This is a genomic window from Psychrobacter sp. NC44, from assembly GCF_904846655.1.
Lineage (GTDB): Bacteria > Pseudomonadota > Gammaproteobacteria > Pseudomonadales > Moraxellaceae > Psychrobacter.
In genome coordinates this window covers 73,068-94,377 of sequence record NZ_CAJHBN010000013.1, presented here as the reverse complement: position 1 = coordinate 94,377, position 21,310 = coordinate 73,068, and the positions used below count along the sequence as shown (strand labels likewise).

Genomic DNA, 21,310 nt, shown 5'->3' with positions numbered 1-21,310 from the left:
TCGTTTTGCTACTGAGTCGATAATCATTAAAGGTGAACGCATGAGCACTGCTTCTATAAATGACAATACACCTAAATATATGCATGAATCTAAACCACAAAGCACTGCAAGCAAGCAAGTTTGTGTACTTATTGGTCATAGCATTGAGGCTATTACTAGCGCCGTGGTGCTGGCAAGTCTCGGTCAGCGCGTGCATCTTTATGCAGATATTGAGCTATTGACGCAGCAAATACAGCAATACGGCTTTGAGCATCATTTGCAAGCACTGTGGCAGATGTATGAGCAGCAGCAGGTTATTATCAGTACAGCATTACCGGCTAGCGCTGACACGTTAATACAATATTATGAAACGACAAATTTTAGTGACAGTCGTCACATTAATGAGAGCAATGAGATTAGTAAGGTTGACGACCAAAGCACCGTTGCGCTTTATTGGTTATTTTTAGACAGTATCAAGCCAGTATGGGCAGAAGCAAGCTGGATTACTGCTTTCAACCATAGCCATCAGCAATCGCTACCCGTGATTATAAGTGGCATTGAGAAACTAGGGATTGTCTCAGCACTGGCGCAAAATTTGCAGCGCGCTTGGGTCTACTATGTGCCGTTTGTATTCTTGCAAGACGGTGATGCTTATAGCTCAATGTTAAATCCCTCACTGTGGTTGCTTGGTGAAAAAACAGCCAACAGTAGCCAGCATCTAGAAGTATTGAAGCCGTTAATGCAGCATGCGCGTGCCGCTCATCACGCTGATATCGCAACGATAGAGTTTGCCCGTAGCAGTATCATGGCGATGCTGGCGACGCGAGTGAGTTTTATGAATGAGATGTCACGCTTGGCGGACAGTCAACAGGTAGATATCAAGCAAGTCAGTCGTATCATGGGGTTAGACGCGCGGGTCGGCAGCAGTTATCTGCAAGCAGGCTGGGGCTTTGGTGGCAACACACTACCCACTGAACTGGCGAAGTTACAGCAGTCCAGCCAAACGCACAGTTTAGATATGCCGCTGCTGCAGTCAGTCATACACATCAACGAAGACCAAAAAGAGCTGATATTCCGTAAATTCTGGCAATATTTTGATGGATTTATTGACAATAAAACGGTGATGATTTGGGGCGGTAGTTATAAATCAGGCTCAGGACGTACCGCAGGCTCAGCCATACATCCATTGCTAGCGTTATTATGGTCTTATAATATTCGTACTTTGGTGTATAGCGATAAAGCACAAGATGAACTTGCTATGCTTTATCAGCAGCAATCATTACTGCAATTGATTAATAATCCTTATCAGCAGCTAAGTGCCGCACAGGCGATTTTTATCATTAGTTGGTCGCCACAAGATCAACTAGACATCGCTAAGCTTAATCAACACGCGATGCCAGTATTTGATGCGCAAAATGCATTGACACGATTGCAGATCGATAGTCTGGTAGGCGACTATATGGGTATTGGTCGGTCTAAATAGCTTTATTCAAGTTTTTCAGTTACTAAAAAAGCTCGTTGATAATTATCAGCGAGCTTTTTTTGGTTTTTAATCGAAATCACCCATATTAAATCGTATTCGTTTACGCTGGTACAGCACCTTGTGCCGCTAGCCACTGTTGAATCTCTCGAATTTTAATAGCTAATAACTCTTTATCGCCACGACTTTCAATATTTAATCTGATCAGTGGTTCGGTATTGGAAGCACGCAGATTAAAGCGCCACTCGCCAAAGTTCAAACTGAGTCCGTCAAGGGTTGACTTGGTCGGATTTTCGCTGCTAAATTTTTCCTCAATAGCGCTAATAATCGTTGGCGCATCATGAGTGGTGAGACGAAAATTAAGCTCGCCTGAACTTGGATATGCTTGAATATAGCCAGTAACCAATTCTGATAAAGTCTTACCGGTGACAGACAACAGCTCGATGGTGAGCAGCCAAGGGATCATGCCGCTATCGCAATAGAAAAAGTCACGGAAATAGTGGTGCGCAGACATCTCGCCGCCATAAACAGCGCCAGAGTCACGCATGACTTGCTTAATAAATGAATGTCCAGATTTACTGATGACAGCCTTACCGTTATGTTCTTTAATCACGGCTTCAGTATTGTAAATGACCCGTGGATCGTAGACGATTGACTCATTTGGGTACTTATTCAAAAATGCTTGGGCAAGCATGCCGACGATGTAACTGCCATCAATAAATTCACCATGTTCATCGAATAAAAAGCAGCGGTCAAAATCGCCATCAAAGGCAATACCAAGGTCTGCTTTGTTTTCCAAAACAGCTTGCTGAGTGGCCACTCTATTGGCTTCAATCATAGGATTGGGGATGCCATTGGGGAAGCTGCCATCTGGTGTATGATGCAGTTTAATCACTTCAATTGGCGCACCAGCTTGTGCAAGATTTTCAATCAACAAGTCAACCACAGGCCCTGCACTGCCATTGCCTGAGTTAATCACTAATTTGAGGGGTTTGAGCTTATCGGTATCAATAAAAGTCATGACATGATTGATATAAGCGCTTTTATCAGTTAGTAATTGAAGTTTTCCTAGAGTATTAGTAGCGGTAAATTTCCCAGACTCTGCCAATGCTTGAATCTCTGCCAAACCATCATCAGCACTGATCGGCTTTGAATGTTCCTTAACCAATTTTAAGCCGTTATAGTTAATAGGGTTATGACTGGCTGTGACCTCAATACCACCCAACGCCTGATAATAACTGGTGGCAAAATACACCTCTTCTGTACCGCTCATGCCCAAGTCAATCACATCGACACCAGCATCGAGAATACCAGCGATGGTCGCTTGTTTTAATTGCTCGCTTGAATGGCGAATGTCACTACCAATAACGATGGCAGGTTTTAGATTTACCATATCATTGTCATGAGCCTCGACCGCCGCACCATAACGCTGAAATAAAATCTGTGCAAAAGCACGACCAATACGGTAAGCAATGGCTTCGTTTAGATTTACCCCAAGCTCGCCGCGAATATCATAAGCTTTAAATGAATCAATAATAATGGGATTAAATGCAGTTTCTGGCTGATAACGAATGGTCGCAGACGTAGACATAATGATAAAATTCCTTGCGCGTGTGCAGTGGTAAAATAATAAAATAGATAGCACAATTATAAGCCAATCAAGGTTCAATGATACACTAACTGCTAAATTGAACGATAAGCAAAAATATAAGAGCCTCCCTTATGAATACTCTCGACAATAAAATAGCAGCGCCTACACCAGCACAAGGAACGCCTGTCGTCAGCGGTGAATTAGACGATTTATTGGCTTTGATGGCACGGCTACGTGTTGACTGTCCGTGGGATAAAAAACAAACCAATCACAGCCTAATTCCCTATGCGATTGAAGAAGCCTATGAGCTAGGCGAAGCGGTACAAAGCGATGACGATGAAGATATCAAAGGCGAGCTAGGCGATGTGCTGCTGCAAGTGGTGTTTCATTGTCAGATGTATGCTGAGCAAGGTCGCTTTGGCATGAGCGATGTTATCACCACTTTACAAGAAAAGCTCATTCGTCGTCATCCGCATGTGTTTGAGGCTGAAACCCTTGAAGATGACACGGCGGTAAAAGCTCGTTGGGATGAGATTAAAGTGGAAGAGCAGCAATCGCGCGAGGCACGAGGCAAACCAAAACGTCGTTTAGACAATACCAAAGCGGGCAGTGCGCTTATGCAAGCGCAAGATGTGCAAAAACAGGCGTCAAAGTTAGGGTTTGACTGGGAAGGCGTCGCAGGGGCAGTAGATAAGCTAGATGAAGAGATTGCCGAGTTAAAGGCTGAATTGATAGATAAATCAAAAGATGCTGCTGAATATGACATAAGCAAAGCCAATATTAGCGATATTGAAAAAGAGCTGGGTGATTGTATGTTTGCGCTGGTGAATGTGGCGCGCAAACTCAATCTTGATGCAGAAGCAGCCACTTTAACGTGTGTGCATAAATTCAAATCACGTTTTGGTTATATTGAAGAACAGTTAGCTGCGGCTGGTAAGCGTTTAGAGGATAGTGATATTAACGAGATGGATGCGTTATGGGAAGCGGCGAAACAACATGAACGATCGTCATGAACGCTTATCATACGGCCTCGTTTGTTAGCTTGGTCAATATGGCTGTTTTCAGTCTAATATTGGCGGTTTTTATGTTGAACAGTGTTCAAGCTGCGCCTTGTTTTGATAATCCTCAAAGGGCTTATGAATATCTGTTGGCGCAAGAAAGTGCCAAAATACAAGTACGTGACCAAGCCACTGTAAATATCAATCGTGCTAGTGAAGGCGAGCTAGTTTCGCTAGATGGTATCGGCAGCAGCAAAGCCCAAGCGATTATTTTATATCGTGAGATGTTTGGTGATTTTAAGACAGTGGATGAGTTAGCAAAGGTCAAAGGTATTGGTGCAAAAACGGTTGAGAAAAATCGAGGACGTTTACGCGTACAAGATTAAGGGCAGTATTTTGCTTTAATTAACCCCAATATTGACAAAATAGCACGTAAGTATCAGTCATAACACACCTACTAGGCGCAAAATTTGTTAAACTAGCAGGTACATCCGCCTGATAAACGCTGTGTTCATCAGGGATGGTTAAAGAATACCGGCGAGGAGTAGATGCATGGCCGAGCGTGCCGCCAAGCAGTTAGAACTGAATAAATCTGAATTACCCAATTCCATTACTGAAGTGATTGCCACCTTAAACCGAGCTGGGTTTGATGCCTATATCGTCGGTGGCGGTGTGCGTGATACCTTATTGGGTTTACGTCCAAAAGACTTTGACGCTGTCACTGATGCTAAGCCGCATGAGATCAAAGACGTCTTTGGCAAGCGCTGCCGCATTATCGGTCGCCGCTTTCAGTTGGCGCACGTGTATTCAGGCCGTGAGTTGATTGAGGTTGCTACCTTCCGTGGTCCACCAACCAATGATGCTAATACCAATCAAGACGGTATGATCCTGCGTGATAATGTTTGGGGTGATATCAAACAAGACTTCTCTCGTCGTGATTTTTCTATCAACGCGCTTTATTATCAACCGCTTAAAGGTGTGGTTCATGATTTTTGCGGTGCGCTTGACGACATTGATAATAAAATCATTCGTCTGCTCGGCCATGCGCCAGTGCGTATCGAAGAAGATCCAGTCCGTTTGTTGCGTGCTTTACGTTTCAAAGCCAAGCTCGGTTTTGAGTTTGATGACGAGTTAGCCGATCAGTTTCATGATGGCAACTGGGCATTGCTTGAGCAAATATCACCGCATCGTCTCTATGATGAAACCCAGAAAATGTTTACCGGTGGTTATCTGGTGCCATTATTGCCGCTATTGTTTGAGTCAGGGGCGATTGATAGCTTAATTATCTATCCACCATCTGAGCCGAGTGCACTGGTCAATCAAGTCGCTATTAATACCGACAAACGTATTGCTGCTGGCAAAAGCATCAATCCGGCGTTCTTTTATGCCGCGCTATTATGGGAAAACTATCTGCATCAGTTGGCAAAAGCCAAGAAGCGCAATATGCCGTTTGCTGAAGCGCAAATGCACGCCGCTGGTAAAGTGATTGATCGTCAACGTATCAAGACCGCGATTCCTAAATTTGCAGAGCAGTTTATCCGTGATATCTGGATACTGCAGCCAAGACTTGCCGCCCCGCGTAGCAAACAAATCGTTCAGCTCTCTGAGCATCCACGTTTTCGCGCAGGTTTTGACTTTTTGTTATTGCGTGAGCAATGCGGTGATGCTGAGCATCCGTTATCAGAGTCGACCAATGGTATGGGCGATTGGTGGCAGACTTATCAGACATTGTCTGAACGAGAGCAGCAGCAAGCCATTGATGATTTTGATGAAAATATTCGTCGCGGTGCCTATAAAAAAGGGCAACAAGCGCAGCGTGGTCGTGGGCGTAATCGTCAAAATTCAGAGTCAAATAGCATCGATCACTCAATATCTCATCAAAAAAATACCAAGCATAGCAAAGCCAATGATACTGCTGAGCAGGGTAGGAATGATCAGAATATGGTAAATGACCCGTCAAATATTCCAGCACGCCGTCGCCGCGCTGCCAGTCAATCAGACTCTGTTAAGCAATCTGGTGGCAGTAACAACAAGTACTATGAATCGCAGCAAGTAAGTCAAGACAGTCATGAGCTTGCTCAGTTACGACAGCTATCCCTTGCCAATAGCAGCAACCAAGCGGCAAATAAACGCCATCATTCCAAGCCTGCACCACTTTTTGTAATTGAGCACGAAAAAGTCGTACCGCCATTGCAGAAGCAGCTATCAAATGGTGATAAGCCTAATAATCGTCAAGAGGCAGCGCAGAAAAAACCTGCTCAGAAGAATGTATCGGCTGAGAAAGCGCTAAAAAATCAGGATGCCAGTTCTGATGCCAACTCTTATAGTAAGGCTGACAGTAAACCTGATCGTTCAAATCAAGCTCAGCAGCCAAAAGCAACACAGTCAGAGGTTATGCCTTCATCTGTGGCTCGTTCGATAGCAAGATCGCCATCGCTCGTCATTATGAATAACGAGCCGATACCGCATAAGCGTCGCCGTCGTCAGCCGAGTGTAGAGAGTATAAATCTCGCTAGTAACACAGAGACGCAAGTAACGACTAACAACGATGTTAAAGCTGGAGCAAAGTATGCAAAAAAAGCACCTAAGCTAGCAACTGATAAAACAGATATTCCGGCTAAAAAACCAGCCAAAACGACAGAAGCAAAGTCTGCTAAAACCAGCCAAGCTGCTAACGGCAATGTTGGTATGAGTAGTGTAAATGACAATAAAGGCCCTATCCCATCGAAACGTCGCCGTCGCCAACCTAGTACTGACAATGTCTAATATTACTGACGATGCGGGCAACGCGAATTGGGTAACCTGCTACGTAGGTTTGGGTAGCAATTTGTCTAACGACTTGGGTGCACCGGTAGAACATTTGCAGCAGGCAATCGCAGCGATGCAAGAGCATAAGCAAATACGTGCGGTTCGTGTTTCTTCGTTTTATGCTTCAGCGCCTATGGGGCCGCAAGATCAGCCTGATTTTGTTAATGCCGTCGCTGGGTTTGAGACGATATTGCCGCCTCTTGAGTTGCTTGCTTACTGTCAACAGTTAGAAAAAGATGCTAAACGTGCACGAATACGGCGTTGGGGTGAGCGTAGTTTGGATGTCGATATTTTGTTATACGGTGAGGCGCAAATCACTGAGCTACAATTAACCGTACCGCACGCTGGATTGTTTGAGCGTAATTTTGTCTTATTACCACTGCGAGAGTTAACCCCAGCGCTTACCATTGCTGGCAAATCGATAGATGATTATCCGCTTAGCAAAGATTGGACAGGCATAAAATTACTGTAGCCAATCTATTATAAAAGAGTGACAGCGTTCACCTCTTTTAAGGTAAATCACCTATACCAAAGGATTGCTAACAGTTTTGATCACAATCAGAATAATAGCTAGAGACAGCTAAAGGTGCTAAAAGGTACTAAAGGTTAATCGAGGATCATATGACGACGTTATCTACTTTAAAAAAATTCAAAAAAGACGGCACCAAGTTCACTTGCTTAACGTGCTATGACTCGATGTTTGCACGAATGATGGAAAAAGCAGAGATTGATACCATTTTAATCGGTGACAGTTTGGGCATGGTGGTGCAGGGTCATGACTCAACGTTACCCGTGACTGTCAATGACATGGCTTACCATACGGCCAATATTGCCCGTAGCAATAAACACGCGCTGATTTTGGCTGACTTGCCGTTTATGAGCTATGTAACCCTGCCAGAAGCGGTTGCCAATAGTCGCCAGCTGATGCAGGCGGGCGCGCATGTGATTAAGATTGAAGGCGGTAGTGAGCTTTGCGATTTAATCACGACTTTGGCGCAAGCAGGGACGCCTACTTGTGTGCATTTAGGATTAACACCGCAATCAGTCAATGTGTTTGGTGGTTATAAAATCCAAGGTCGTGGTGACGGAGCGGCTGATAAATTGCTTGCTGATGCGAAAGCAGTCGTTGCGGCAGGTGCTGCGCTGCTAGTGTTGGAGTGCGTACCTGCTGAGCTTGCAAAAGTAGTGACGGAAGCCGTCGCAGTACCAGTTATTGGGATTGGTGCTGGTGCAGATACGGATGGTCAAGTGTTGGTCATGCATGACATGCTAGGTATGACGCACGGCCGTGTCCCGCGCTTTATTCATGACTTTTTGACCGATAAGCGTAATAGCGCGCACAGTATCGAAGGCGCATTTGCCCTTTACCAGCAGTCAGTACGTAAAGGCAGTTTTCCAACCGAGCAGCACCAGTTTAGCTAATATTTTAGTTTTTACGATTATCAGTAGAAGAATAGTTAACCATGCCAATCATTCATCATCATATCTCCGCATTGCGTACGGCTTTACAGTCTTATCGTGGACAAAAAAATGACAATCAAGATGGCCCACAGCGTATCGCTTTAGTGCCAACGATGGGCAATCTGCATGCCGGTCATCTTGAATTAGTAAAAATAGCCAAGCAACATGCTGATATCGTGGTGGTTAGTATTTTTGTCAACCCTACTCAATTTGGCGAGGGAGAGGATTTTGATAGTTATCCTCGCACGCTTGATGAGGATGTCGCAAAGCTAGCAACGGTCGATACTGATTATGTGTTTGCGCCCAGTATTGAAGAGATGTACCCAGTCTTACCGCCACCGACCTCCGTTCTTGCAGGTGCTATTACCACTCAATTATGTGGTCAATCACGCCCTGGGCATTTTGACGGTGTTGGTATTGTCGTCTCTAAACTGTTCAATATCGTACAACCGGATATGGCTGTTTTTGGACAAAAAGATTATCAGCAATTAGCGATTATTAAGCAATTGGTACGTGATTTAAGTTATCCCATTGAAATTATAGGGGCACCTATTGTCCGCGCTGCAGATGGTTTGGCGCTCTCATCGCGTAACCAATATTTAAGTGCTACTGAGCGTGAGGCAGCACCTGTCATCCATCAAGCGCTACAATATTTAGCAAAGCAGTTAGAGAGAGGCGAACAGAGCCAACAAGCTGTTCAGTCGTTGCTAGCAGAAACGCATCAGCGTATTACGGATGCTGGCTTCATTATTGATTATTTAGACATTAAAACCGATACGCTAGAGTCTCTCACTAATGATACTGTAACTTTTAATGCAGAAAATGAGAATTTGATGATTCTAGTCGCTGCTTGGCTAGGACGTGCACGTTTGTTAGACAATCAATTGGTGACGGTGGATCAATCGTTGTGACATAGTAATTTGCAGGATGCAATGGACTAGAATGGGTGAATCATGGATGTGAGTCAGGGTGAAAATAACAGTCAATCTGAGCAGGCAGCGTGTAAAATAGCAACCGATAAGCTCAGTATCCTAGTGGTATCAGGGCGTTCAGGCTCAGGTAAAACCTCAGTATTGAATATCTTAGAAGATTTAGGATATTATTCTATTGATAACCTACCGTTATCCTTATTGCCGGATGCTGCGTATAAATTGGTCAATGAAAGTGGGATTCGTCGTATTGCGCTTGGTGTTGATATTCGAACACCGCGAGCGGATCTATCCAAGTTTGCAGAGATGCATGCATCCCTAAAAAAAACATACGGGGCGCATGCGGTCAAAGTAGTGTACGTGACCGCGCAAGAAAGCACTTTGATAGCACGTTTTAATGCGACACGCCGCGTACATCCGCTGATGTCACAGGATATCGATAGTGATAATGCCAAGCATATTGCTTTTAATCTACCTGCCGCGATTAAAAAAGAAGTGGAGCTGTTAGAGCCTATCGCAGGTCATGCCGATATCAGAATTGATACCAGCAATTTGAATATTCATCAATTGAAAGACAGCTTGCGTGAACATGTCGGCGTGGACAATCAGATTGTGATTAATCTGCTGTCTTTTGGCTTTAAATATGGCAGTCCTATTGATGCAGATTTTGTCTTTGATGTGAGAATTTTGCCGAATCCGCATTGGAACCCTGAATTGCGTACTTCGACAGGTCTAGACATGGAAGTTGCCGCATTCTTTGCCGACTATCCAGAAGTGGCTGAGATGACTGATGATATAGATAAGTTTTTAACCCGTTGGTTGCCCGAATTTTTACACAATAACCGCCATACAGTGACAGTGGCTATTGGTTGTACTGGTGGTAAGCATCGTTCAGTATTCATCACCGATAATTTACAACGTCGTCTTGCCGATGTTATGCCACAAAGTATAAAAGTGCTGGCGAAACATCGTGAAAAAAATCGTTGGTAGTTATTGGTAAACACTGGGGCATATCTTCATTTTTATGACTATTCCTAAAATGAGGACATGCCCCTGTTAATTTTATTATTTATTATTTTGGAAAGCTTTTATGATTGACTGGAAAGAACAGGATATGCGCGTCTCGCGCACTGAACTCAAAAAAGCCCATGAGCGCTTGCAGAAGTTGTCGATACCACTTGCCAGCTTATCGAAAAAGCAGCTCAAAAATCTGCCAGCCAGTGACTATTTTATGGCAGAACTCATGGCATTGGCCGATATCACCAGCGCTAATGCTCGTATTCGCCAAACCAAGCGCGTTGGTAAGCTGATTAGTGAAGAAAACCGCCACGAATTGGTAAAAGCATTATTTGATGCATTTTTCCCTAAAGAACAGGTCTCAAAAATAGAAAGTTGGTTTGAGCGTTTAAATATTAATGATGAAGGGACGCTTAAGCAGTTCGTTAAACAATACCAAGCATCTGAACAAAATAGTATGTATCAATTACTGTTATGGATTGAGTACGCCAAGCATACCCAAGATGATGAGCTGATGGCAGAGTCTAAAGCAGACTTAGCCAGTTATATTCGTGAAGTCACTATTTTGTCGCAATTGAAAAAAGAAAAGTAATAAGATGATAGCGGCTAAATAACTTTGAGCACTATTTATACAATATCTCCACTTATAAATTAATGTAGTCTACAAATGCAAAAAGCCAATCACTTGATGATTGGCTTTTTTATGGGTAAGAGCATTTAGGTACAAATGACACTTATAGATAAATGCTAGTCCCTAATTTATAACGGTACTTAATTTATATTAGTACTTAACCTATTTCTTTTCAGCACGCACTTTGTCAACCAAATAGTCAACGACTTTAGGTACAGTAGCGCTTTCACCAGTTACAACGTATTTGCCTTGCACGACGACTGCTGGCACACCAGAGAGCTGATAACGCTTAGCGCCTGCTTGTGAACGACCAATTTTCGTACCAACGGCGAATGAATTATAAAGGCTATTGAATTTCTTCTCATTAACGCCTTTCGATGCATACCATTTGCTTAATGATGATTGGTCAAAGATTTTCTTACCATCTTTGTGAATGGCATCAAATAGCGCGTCATGGGTCTTGTCTTCAAACCCTAGCAGCTGAGCGGCATAGAAACCACGAGCGTTCGCTTCCCAGACAGGGTTAAGCGCTGCTGGCGTTTTGAAAAAGGCAACGTCTTTGTCTTTGTTTTTAGCCCATTTTTCCATATGTGGGTTAAGAACGTTACAATGCGGGCAACCATACCAAAAAAACTCACGAACAATGATAGCATCACCGCTGATTTTTTCTGGATTGTCTAGCACGCGATAGTCTTTTCCGGCGACATAGTCGGCAGCTTGTGCGCCCATAGTGGCAAGTCCAATGGCCATGGCCAGACTAGTCAGTGTGATGACACGTTTCATACTTTATCCTTGAGGTGTGAAAACTTAGGGTTTGTTGAGATGTTTTAGTATCGTATGGTTTTGGGTATAGCGCACAGGTTTTTAAAGTGCCCAAACGAGACAGCGTCGAGTATAATCGAACTATAGTGACGTATCGACTATAATAACGTAAAACATGGTTGCTTGTGAATCCGATTCTTAACTAATGGTTGTAAAGCTGTGAGCCATTATTTAAGGCATATTTCACCGCATTTTTTGGAATTTTTTTAGCGTTTTATTATTTAGGTTTTGGGCTGTTTGAGGCATCTATCCTCTAAAAAAATGGTACAGAAAATATGAACGTTTGCTAAGAGTATTCACAATCGGTGACGATGTACTCACGACAAAGCTACCGCTCTCATGCTAATATTAGGCACATAATTGTGCACTGTATATGATTATAACGATAATGACAATAAAGGAAAAATGCAATGAGCTCAGCTCTATCTTCCTCGCCTTCTTTGAATGAGCAAGCAAACAGCAGTCTTGATGATACAACGGCTACCGCCATTAATGTAGATCCTAGCGAAGTCGACAAGTTTAATAAGTTGGCAAGCGAATGGTGGAGCAAGACGGGTGCATTTGCGACTTTGCATGAAATAAATCCACTGCGTTTAAATTGGATAGAAGACAACGTCAAGCGCAGTTATCAAAATGACAGTGCTGATACAGATATTCATAAAACGGCTGAAACCGGCTTGGCTGGAAAAAAAGTGCTCGATGTCGGCTGTGGCGGCGGTATATTGTCAGAGTCTATGGCACGTCGCGGTGCGGATGTGACGGGGATTGATTTGGGTACCGAAAACCTAAAAGCGGCAGCGCTGCATGCAGAGCAAAGCGCTTTACATGAGACGTTGCGCTATCAGCATATTCCAGTAGAAGAACTAGCCAAAACTCAGGCAGGTCAGTTCGATGTGGTGACTTGCATGGAGATGCTCGAACATGTGCCTGATCCCAGCTCGATTGTGCAGGCTTGTTTTGAGTTATTGGCACCAGGCGGTGTTTGTGTGCTATCGACGATCAATCGAAACCCTAAATCATATCTATTTGCCATCGTTGGGGCAGAATATGTATTGCGCTTGCTCGATCGCGGCACTCATGACTATGCCAAATTTATTACGCCAGCTGAGCTAGACAAAATGGCAATTGATGCTGGATTCACACGTCAAGATATCATTGGCTTGCATTATAATCCGCTGACCAAGCGCTATTGGCTGGCTCAAAATGTCGATGTCAATTACATGATGGCAGTACACAAGCCACTGGCTTAAGCTGAATGCCGTATTTGGTTGTTTTCATGCCATACTATTTCACTCAACACCTTATCTATATTAAGAGCATTCACTATGAGCCAATTTGTAAAAGCGGTTTTATTTGATCTCGATGGGACATTAATCGATACGGCTGCTGATTTTGTCCGTATTATCGGTAAAATGAGCCGCGAAAATGATTGGCAAGCACCCCCTGAAACAGAAATTCGCGAGCAAGTTTCTGCTGGTGCCTCAGCGATGGTACAGTTGATGCTACGTCATAACGATCAAATTGAGGTTAGCGAAGAAGCTTTGCAGGAGTTTCGCCAACAGTTTTTAGATGATTATGAAGCTGAGATATGCGTCGATAGTTGTGTGTTCGCTGAATTAGAAGATGTGTTGACTGCTCTTGAAGAAAAAGGGGTGCCATGGGGTATTGTGACCAACAAGCCGCGTTATCTGGCAGAGAAGTTACTAGACAAAATGCAGTTAGACAGGCGCTGTTCTGCTTTGGTCTGTCCTGATGATGTGTCTCGCTCAAAACCTGACCCAGAGCCTATGTATGCGGCGTTAGAGAAGCTTGGTATCCCTCGCGGCGCCGCTGAAAGCGTGATTTATGTTGGCGATCATATCCGTGACATTGAAGCTGGCAACGCGGCTGGCATGCCGACGATTCTAGCTGCTTATGGTTATATTCCGCCTGAAGATCAAAAAAACCTGAAGAAATGGGGTGCAGATTATATTACTGATACGCCTGAGCAATTAAATAAACTGTTGCTCTCTTCTGGTAAATTTGACTATTTATAAATAAAATTATAAATCGAGTTCGCCACACTCTGTGTTTTTAAAGAAATACGATAAATACTTAGCATCCCAACTATTAAACGATAAGCAGTGAGCAATGCCATGAGTGACAATATTAACCAGTCAGCTAGTCAGCAAGACCACCAAAAAACCGTTCAAAGTCTAACTCAACCGTTAACTCATAACGATATTCGCAACTTTGTACCATCTGATAATTGTTTAGACGGTAAGACTATTTTGGTCACAGGTGCAGGTGATGGTATCGGCCGCGTTGCCGCGCTGACTTATGCTCGCTATGGAGCGACAGTCCTGTTATTGGGACGTACCAGCAGCAAGCTTGAATATGTTTATGATGAGATTGAAAGTCTTGGCGGCAAACAGCCTGCCATGCTACCGATGAATTTAGAAGGAGCAACTTATGCTGAGATGCAGCAGTTAGAGGGGTTGATTAATAAAGAAGTCGGTCAGCTCGATGGTATCTTGCACAATGCGGGTATGCTTGGGCAGCTAACCCCACTTGAGATGTATGACGTCGATACTTTTGCACAAGTTATGAAGGTTAATTTTACCTCGACGTTTATGCTTACCCAAGCGCTGCTACCACTACTTAAAGATGCTGAGAATGGCTCTATTATTTTCACCTCTAGCACGGTCGGTACACATCCTCGCGCATTCTGGGGTGCTTATGCGCTGTCCAAGCAAGCCGTAGAAGGCATGAGTGATATCTTTACCCAAGAGACGCAGAATACGACTAATTTACGTTTTAACTGTGTCAATCCTGGTGGCACTCGTACCAATATGCGCGCCCATGCTTATCCAGGAGAGAGTCCTATGAGCTTAAAAACGCCTGAAGATATCATGGCAGGCTATGTTTGTCTGATGAGTGATGCCAGTATCGGGGTACGCGGGCAAGTGGTTGAGCTACAGCCAAAAGATTAGCCATGTGATTTTTTGCTAGAAAATGTCATTATTTAGCGCATTTATTCGCATACTTTCAGATTGAGGCATGCTCTAGTAGGTTGCAATTAATTATAAACAACCCCATCTATTTGTTATTAAAGCGATTTGTAATATCTGATTATCGTAAATAGGATGAAGTTATGGCAGGTGGTTGGTCAAGAGATGGTGCTGAGCATGAGCAAATGGATGCAACGGTAAATGATGCATTAGAGCGGGCAAGACGTGCGTTGCCAACTGGCATCAGTGCCGAGATGTGTGATGAATGCGGCAAGCCTATTCCAGAAGCACGGCGGTTAGCAGTGCCTGGTATTCAGCATTGCGTCAGCTGTCAGACAGAACTTGAACAAGAGGCGAGAGCCGCCGAGTTGTTTAACCGGCGCGGTAGCAAAGACAGCCAATTACGTTAAAAAAGAAAAAGGGCAGACATTGCTATCTCGAACAGCAATGTCTGCCCTTTTTTTGTCTATTACTATATAACCAGTGCCATTAGTTCACGGTCGCAGGTATCCCAATCGATAGAAGGTAGCGTCTCTATAGAAGATAAAAATGCTGTCCTATCTTTTTCTTCTGAGCGGTCGCTTTCTACCGCTGTATCGTTGTCGTTATTAGCATTTGCCTCCAACTGTAATATAATCTCTAGCCGACTATCAACTTGTGCGCTGACCGTACTGGTGGTTAAGCTGTCAGGGGTAAAATTGATTTGTAGCCAGCCATCAGACGTATGAACCACACCTTTGATACGTTGCCAGTTCGGTAGCGCTAATAACCAACTCTGTAACTCATCCGCTTTTAATATGTAGTGCGCTGGCAGTCGCCAACCCGCCAACTGTAACTCTTGCTGTTTCTCATGATAACGATAAGGTAGCTCAATATCTGTGTCGGTCTGCGAATCATCTTTGTTTGTAAAAGCGTTGGATGACAAGGTGGTCGATATCGATAGGGCATTACTCTGTGGTTGCAAGCTAGTAATAGATTTTTGAGGGTGAACAATATTGACTGTGCGTTGTTTCGAGATAACCTGACTGGGCTTGGTTAGCTGAGTTTTCAACTCTGACACGCTTGATTCTGATAAAAGAATATTGGATGAGTCATTTGTATCATGAGATATCTGCTCAGATGCTGCCCAAATAATTTTTACCTGTGCATTGAGCTTGGCTATCCATTGTTGCAGTGCTTGTTTTTCGCTATCGCTTAATTGAGCATAGCGATTAATGACTAACACATCGGCATCACGGACATGCGCTTGAAAACCGTCATGATGACGATATTTGTCTTGCTGCCATTGTACGCCACTCAATACCGTTATTACTGCTTGCATATTGAGCGCTGTTTGCCAATGCGGTGCACTGAGTTGCATGATAAGCTCACGTGGATGAGCAAGCCCTGTAGGTTCGATGAGCAACCGCTGTGGATGATGCTCACTAAGTAGCCGACTGATAGCAATTTGTAATGGCAGCTGACTGGTACAACAAATACAGCCACCACTGACTTCGCGTATCGCAATATTATCTTGCGCGCTTGCCAGCAGCGCACCATCAATACCGATACGACCAAACTCATTGATTAGTAATGCCCAGCGCTCATCGGCAGGTTTGATAGCAAGCAGCTGATTAATCACTGTGGTCTTGCCAGCACCCAAAAACCCTGTCACCAAGGTGCAGGGTATGTTTTGGAAAATAATAGGTTTTTTCACAGAGACACTCATCATATAGGCCGTATTTGTGAGTAATCAAACACGGCCTATATTAAAAGGAAATGATATTAGCGTGTGTCCTCAATTCAATCGATAATCGAAATTTTCAAAATGAGGACACACATAGTCAAAAGTTACTCACTTTTAACGGTTTCTACTTCAGCTTCGTCAGGAACGAATACGTAGCCTACACCCCAAACGGTTTGGATGTAACGCGCTTGTGACGGGTTGTCTTCAATCAAACGACGCAAACGTGATACCTGTACGTCGATAGAACGCTCCATCGCACCCCATTCACGACCACGCGCAAGGTTCATTAGTTTGTCACGGGTTAATGGCTCACGTGGATGCTGCACCAGTGCTTTTAGCACCGAAAATTCACCTGTCGTCAAAGTGACCACATTGCCGTCACGTTTAAGCGTACGTGTCGATAAATCAAGCGTCCACGGTCCAAACTCAACCACTTCAAGCTGATGGCTTGGTGCGCCAGGCAGCTCGCGATTTTGACGACGTAATACCGCTTTGATACGAGCCAATAGCTCTTTTGGATTAAATGGTTTTGGCAGATAATCATCTGCGCCCGCTTCTAGACCAGCGATACGATCGGCATCACCACCTTTGGCTGTCAGCATAATGATAGGAATGTCACCATTGTCTTCACGTAGACGCTTACAGATACTGATGCCGTCTTCGCCTGGCAGCATCAAATCGAGTACCACCAACGAGAAAAGCTCACGCTGTAACAGTTTGTCCATTTGACTACCATCATGAGCGGTACGAACGACAAAACCGTCGTCTTCTAGAAAGCGCTGTAATAAAGAGCGCAAGCGTGCATCGTCATCAACGACTAAAATTCGTTGAGTTAAGGTATCAGGGCTGTTATTTTCAGACATACAGGCATCCTCTTATAAAAATTATTATTAGTAGAAATTATCGTTAACAGTCAAGGCTAAAGGTTATATAGTTAAAATGATATAAAGAAAATACGGTGTCAGGCACGTTGAGTCTACTATTTATAGTAGACTCAACGTGCTGTCCTCATCGCTAAATTATCTTGAATCGACTATACAAAAAAACCTGAGCAAAAAAACTGTCTTTATTCAATGAGTGGTCAAAAGTAAAGGTCCGTCTCAATCCATCATAAATTTGAATACTATTGTTCAATGCGTCAGCGCGTACCAATATTTGCGCCTTCGATACTTTAGTGTATAAGATTGCACCACTAATTGCATCACCCATCAGGACAAATGCTGTATGCGTTTGTTTAACAAAGCGACAGAACCTATGATATGAGACGATTTTCGTCATAAAACTAGCGATAAATAACGAAAAGATAAAAAGGATTTTTATTCATGCAGCTTTTGCTATAATGCAAAACTACATTTCTCAACGATTGATACGTCTATGAGTAGCACTGATACCTTAACGCCATCTCAAACCTCGACAAATGCACAGGTTTTGGATGCAACCACACACGCGAATATTCACGACAAGCTTGCTCGCGCGCTTGGCATTAAGACTGCTCAAGTCAATGCGTTTGTCAAACTTTACGATGAAGGCGCGACCGTTCCATTTATTGCCCGTTACCGTAAAGAAAAGACGCAGAATCTTGACGATGCGCAATTGCGAGCTCTAGAGAAGTCACTCAATTATGAGCGTGACATGGCCACCCGTCGCCTTAAAATTACTGAGCTGCTCAGCACGCAGGGCAATTTGACCGACGAGCTACAGGCGCGTATTGATAATGCGACGTCGAAACTTGAGCTTGAAGACATCTATTTGCCATATCGTCCACGCCGCCGCTCACCAGCTGCTAAAGCACGCGCTGCCGGTCTTGATGTGGCAGCACAAGCGGTCTTAACGCAAGAGATTACGCCAACTGACGCATTAGCAGACTATCAAGCTCAATCGAGCATTACCGATGATAGCGGTAATGAGATTGAAGTCGACTTCAGCGATATCGACAAGCAATTGGCAGGCGTACAAGCCATCATCGTTGATGAGTGGACGCAAGCGTTGGATTTACTCGATAATCTGCGTAGTGGCTTCGCCAAAACAGCCAGTATCGTCTCAGCTGTTGCCAGTGAAGAAAAACGCGAAGTTGGCGAAAAATTCAAAGACTACTTTGAACATAGTGAAAGCTTGGCGCGTCTGCCTAATCATCGTTTATTAGCGATGCTACGCGGTCGCCAAGAAAACGTTTTGGGTTTAAAAATCGAAGGCGAAGATACACCCTTTATTGAAAAAATTGTTAAGCACTTTGAGATTGATGCCAAAGCGCCAGCAGAACGTCAAGAATTTCTGACAGAAGCGGCGACCAGCTTATGGAAAGAGAAATGGCGTCCGCATATTGAGCATCGTTTATTGACAGAAAAGCGTCTAACCGCTGAAGCCGATGCGATTGATGTATTTGCCAATAACTTACAGCATTTACTCATGTCAGCACCTGCTGGCCGTAAAGTGATTTTAGGTGTCGATCCGGGTATTCGTCATGGCGTTAAAATGGCGATTGTCGATGCCCAAGGTCATGTGATGTTAGACAGCGAAGACAAGCCAGTTGTTGCAACCGTTTATCCGTTTGCTCCTGATAATAAGATGGACGAAGCTAAAAAAGTCATTGATGAATTATTAAGCACTTATAATGTTGATTTAGTGGCTATCGGCAACGGTACGGCGAGCCGCGAAACAGATGCGATGATTAAAGAGATTTTGGCCGCCAACTCTGAGTTAAAAGCCAAAGCCGTTATCGTGAATGAATCAGGCGCGTCAGTTTATTCTGCCAGTGAGCTTGCGAGTGATGAGTTGGCTAATTTAGATGTCTCTGTACGCGGTGCGGTTTCTATCGCGCGTCGCTTGCAAGATCCATTGTCAGAATTGGTTAAGGTTGACCCAAAAGCGATCGGCGTTGGTCAATATCAACATGATGTTAACCAAACTCAATTAGCAGATAGCCTAGACAAAGTCACACAAGACAGCGTAAACGCCGTTGGCGTTGATGTGAATACCGCAAGCCCCGCTATCTTGGCGCATATTGCAGGTTTGAATAAAAACGTCGCCCAGCAAATCGTTACCTACCGCAAAGAGCATGGTGCTTTTGACAGTCGTGAATCATTGAAAAATGTCCCACGCTTAGGCGCTAAGACCTTTGAGCAAGCAGCAGGCTTCTTGCGTATCCATGGTGGTAGTAATCCCCTTGATGCCACTGGTGTGCATCCAGAAAGCTATGCGCTGGTCGATAGCTTATTGGCACAAACTGGTAAAGCATTGCCAGAAGTCATCGGCAATGACGGCGTACTAAATACGATAGATAGCACTGCACTGGCTGCTAATGATGACAATATTAGTGTAACTGCTATCATCGAGGAGCTAGTCAAACCAGCACGCGACCCACGTCCTGAATTTAAGACTGCTAACTTCCGTGAAGACGTTAACAGTATTAAAGACTTGAGCGAGGGCATGCAGCTTGAAGGCGTAGTGACTAATGTTACAGCCTTTGGTTGCTTCGTTGATGTTGGCGTCCATCAGGACGGTTTGGTACATATCTCTCAGATGGCCAACGACTTCGTTGCAGACCCGATGAATCGCGTCAAGCCGGGCGATATCGTCTCGGTACGTGTCATCTCTATCGATGAAAAACGTGGTCGTATTGGCTTTAGTATGAAGCCAGAATCTGAAAAGCCTGCGCGCCCAGCAGCGAAATCGGCTGAAAGTACTGGTAATGATGAGAAAGTCAGTCGTCCACGTAGCGATCATACAAATAGCAAACGCCCAAACAGTAGCCGTCCAGCGACTGATAAGCGCCCGTCGAAATCTCGCGGTAATCGTCAGGATAAAGACAATGCTAATAACGATCGTAGCAAAGCGCCAAGGGCTGATAAAGCAGAAGCACCTAGCAAAATGGGTACGTTTGGGGCGCTGTTACAGGAAGCTGGCGTGACTAAAACCAAAAAATAGTTAATATCAATAGTGATAAAAAAGGCAGCCATTAGGCTGCCTTTTTTATGGAATGTATCTAAAAATAGAAATTGTTAATGAACACTAATAACTACTCAAAACTTAACTCGCTGAATAACCTCTTCTGCGTGATTTCAGTTAACAGCGGGGTTCATATCGTACTTTATTTCATATTCTATAATTCTTCTGTGGCTTCTTCAGCTTCTTGTAATTCTTCTTGTGTGTCTAACGAGTCTTCTTCTTGCATCGCTTCTTCAGAATCTTGAATCAGCTCTTGCTCGGCAGCCATTGCTTCTTGCTCAGCTTGAAGCTCAGTAGTCATCGGCTGTTGCTCAGCACTGTTGTTAACGCTTGCTCTTGAGATAATCTGTGTCTCACTAATCTGAAATGGGCTAGACTGATTGTCTGCTGATGCATTATTTGTATTGTCACCTTCCGTCTCAAGTGTGGTGGCGGTAGCCGCTGCTTGCACATCTACTGCCGCAGTATCAGCAGGTGCTGCCATAGCCAAACTTGGGATAGTGAGCGCAGCGCCGATCAGTAGCGATAAAGATAGAGTACTTTTTTTCATTAATCAATTCCTTAATTTACAATCTTATAATGTCAGCTTAAAAAATTTCAAACTTGACGCTTATGTTGCTAACTGCTGTATACAGCAGTTGCATATCACACATTCATTTAGTAATTCAAATCTATATATTTAATATATCTAACATTTAATTGATAGACAAAATAAAATCATGATAACCATTAAGAGACTATCATGATGGATTTGGATAAAGAGCTTTATAAGCTGACCTAAATCAGTGATAAAAATCTAAAGGGGAGAATACCAACTAAACAAGCGTTAGTTCAGTAGTCCATAGATTAAAATTCTAACAGACGGATGTTAGCAGGTGACTTTGTGCAACTATTGTATGGTTATTGTCAGATAGGAAAATAGCATTGTTTTCT

19 protein-coding genes are annotated in these 21,310 nt (G+C 43.8%); 14 read left to right on the top strand and 5 right to left on the bottom strand.

Annotation, left to right across the window (positions count from 1 at the left end; genetic code table 11):
• Positions 1-79: 79 nt before the first annotated feature.
• A complete protein-coding gene (locus JMX95_RS10420) occupies positions 80-1,462 on the top strand; it encodes a UDP-glucose/GDP-mannose dehydrogenase family protein (RefSeq protein WP_413786835.1) in 1,383 nt (460 codons plus the stop codon).
• A gap of 100 nt (positions 1,463-1,562) precedes the next feature.
• On the opposite strand, the gene JMX95_RS10415 is transcribed toward JMX95_RS10420, so the two are convergent.
• Positions 1,563-3,050 (bottom strand): phosphomannomutase CpsG, encoded by a 1,488-nt coding sequence (locus JMX95_RS10415; protein WP_227676044.1) that lies wholly within the window; start codon positions 3,048-3,050, stop codon positions 1,563-1,565.
• Between the two features lie 131 nt (positions 3,051-3,181).
• Here JMX95_RS10415 and mazG point away from each other — a divergent pair, with 131 nt between their 5' ends.
• The 8 genes from mazG (at position 3,182) to yjgA (ending at position 10,855) form a co-directional block, all read left to right on the top strand.
• Positions 3,182-4,063, top strand: coding sequence for a nucleoside triphosphate pyrophosphohydrolase (mazG, locus tag JMX95_RS10410; protein WP_201560773.1), 882 nt, complete (start codon positions 3,182-3,184; stop codon positions 4,061-4,063).
• Between the two features lie 71 nt (positions 4,064-4,134).
• Entirely contained in the window at positions 4,135-4,434 is a 300-nt protein-coding gene (locus JMX95_RS10405) for a ComEA family DNA-binding protein (RefSeq protein ID WP_227676043.1), read from the top strand.
• Between the two features lie 166 nt (positions 4,435-4,600).
• A complete protein-coding gene (gene pcnB / locus JMX95_RS10400; RefSeq protein WP_201560771.1) occupies positions 4,601-6,814 on the top strand; it encodes a polynucleotide adenylyltransferase PcnB in 2,214 nt (737 codons plus the stop codon).
• Complete coding sequence (gene folK, locus JMX95_RS10395) at positions 6,807-7,328, top strand: 2-amino-4-hydroxy-6-hydroxymethyldihydropteridine diphosphokinase (RefSeq protein ID WP_201560770.1); 522 nt, start codon at positions 6,807-6,809, stop codon at positions 7,326-7,328. Before pcnB ends, folK begins: the two co-directional genes overlap by 8 nt.
• A 149-nt stretch (positions 7,329-7,477) precedes the next feature.
• Positions 7,478-8,278, top strand: coding sequence for a 3-methyl-2-oxobutanoate hydroxymethyltransferase (panB, locus tag JMX95_RS10390; RefSeq protein WP_201560769.1), 801 nt, complete (start codon positions 7,478-7,480; stop codon positions 8,276-8,278).
• A 41-nt stretch (positions 8,279-8,319) separates the two neighbouring features.
• Positions 8,320-9,228, top strand: coding sequence for a pantoate--beta-alanine ligase (gene panC / locus JMX95_RS10385; protein WP_201560768.1), 909 nt, complete (start codon positions 8,320-8,322; stop codon positions 9,226-9,228).
• A 42-nt stretch (positions 9,229-9,270) separates the two neighbouring features.
• A complete protein-coding gene (gene rapZ, locus JMX95_RS10380) occupies positions 9,271-10,236 on the top strand; it encodes an RNase adapter RapZ (protein ID WP_201560767.1) in 966 nt (321 codons plus the stop codon).
• A 100-nt stretch (positions 10,237-10,336) separates the two neighbouring features.
• Positions 10,337-10,855 (top strand): ribosome biogenesis factor YjgA, encoded by a 519-nt coding sequence (gene yjgA, locus JMX95_RS10375; protein WP_045443152.1) that lies wholly within the window; start codon positions 10,337-10,339, stop codon positions 10,853-10,855.
• Between the two features lie 201 nt (positions 10,856-11,056).
• On the opposite strand, the gene JMX95_RS10370 is transcribed toward yjgA, so the two are convergent.
• A complete protein-coding gene (locus tag JMX95_RS10370; RefSeq protein WP_109590666.1) occupies positions 11,057-11,677 on the bottom strand; it encodes a thiol:disulfide interchange protein DsbA/DsbL in 621 nt (206 codons plus the stop codon).
• Positions 11,678-12,126: 449 nt separating this feature from the next.
• Here JMX95_RS10370 and ubiG point away from each other — a divergent pair, with 449 nt between their 5' ends.
• The 4 genes from ubiG to JMX95_RS10350 all read left to right on the top strand — a co-directional run bounded on the left by ubiG (position 12,127) and on the right by JMX95_RS10350 (position 15,116).
• Positions 12,127-12,966: a bifunctional 2-polyprenyl-6-hydroxyphenol methylase/3-demethylubiquinol 3-O-methyltransferase UbiG gene (gene ubiG, locus JMX95_RS10365; RefSeq protein WP_109590668.1), complete on the top strand. Its 840-nt coding sequence runs from the start codon at positions 12,127-12,129 to the stop codon at positions 12,964-12,966.
• Positions 12,967-13,041: 75 nt separating this feature from the next.
• Positions 13,042-13,752 carry an HAD family hydrolase gene (locus JMX95_RS10360; RefSeq protein WP_109590670.1) on the top strand — a complete coding sequence of 237 codons (711 nt, stop codon included), beginning with the start codon at positions 13,042-13,044 and terminating at the stop codon, positions 13,750-13,752.
• Positions 13,753-13,851: 99 nt separating this feature from the next.
• On the top strand, positions 13,852-14,688 hold the full coding sequence (locus JMX95_RS10355) for a YciK family oxidoreductase (RefSeq protein ID WP_109590762.1): 837 nt from the start codon (positions 13,852-13,854) through the stop codon (positions 14,686-14,688).
• Positions 14,689-14,849: 161 nt separating this feature from the next.
• The gene (locus tag JMX95_RS10350; protein WP_045443167.1) at positions 14,850-15,116 is read left to right on the top strand and encodes a DksA/TraR family C4-type zinc finger protein; all 267 of its coding nucleotides are present in this window, start codon (positions 14,850-14,852) and stop codon (positions 15,114-15,116) included.
• 62 nt (positions 15,117-15,178) lie between these two features.
• Here JMX95_RS10350 and JMX95_RS10345 read toward each other — a convergent pair whose 3' ends face one another.
• Positions 15,179-16,414: a CobW family GTP-binding protein gene (locus JMX95_RS10345; protein WP_201554980.1), complete on the bottom strand. Its 1,236-nt coding sequence runs from the start codon at positions 16,412-16,414 to the stop codon at positions 15,179-15,181.
• Positions 16,415-16,536: 122 nt separating this feature from the next.
• Positions 16,537-17,295: a two-component system response regulator OmpR gene (gene ompR, locus JMX95_RS10340; protein WP_055123637.1), complete on the bottom strand. Its 759-nt coding sequence runs from the start codon at positions 17,293-17,295 to the stop codon at positions 16,537-16,539.
• Positions 17,296-17,806: 511 nt separating this feature from the next.
• Here ompR and JMX95_RS10335 point away from each other — a divergent pair.
• Positions 17,807-20,356, top strand: a complete 2,550-nt coding sequence (locus tag JMX95_RS10335; RefSeq protein ID WP_109590676.1) for a Tex family protein — start codon at positions 17,807-17,809, stop codon at positions 20,354-20,356.
• A 175-nt stretch (positions 20,357-20,531) separates the two neighbouring features.
• Here the strand turns inward: JMX95_RS10335 and JMX95_RS10330 are convergent, their stop codons facing one another.
• Entirely contained in the window at positions 20,532-20,927 is a 396-nt protein-coding gene (locus tag JMX95_RS10330; protein ID WP_109590678.1) for a hypothetical protein, read from the bottom strand.
• Between the last annotated feature and the right edge of the window lie 383 nt (positions 20,928-21,310).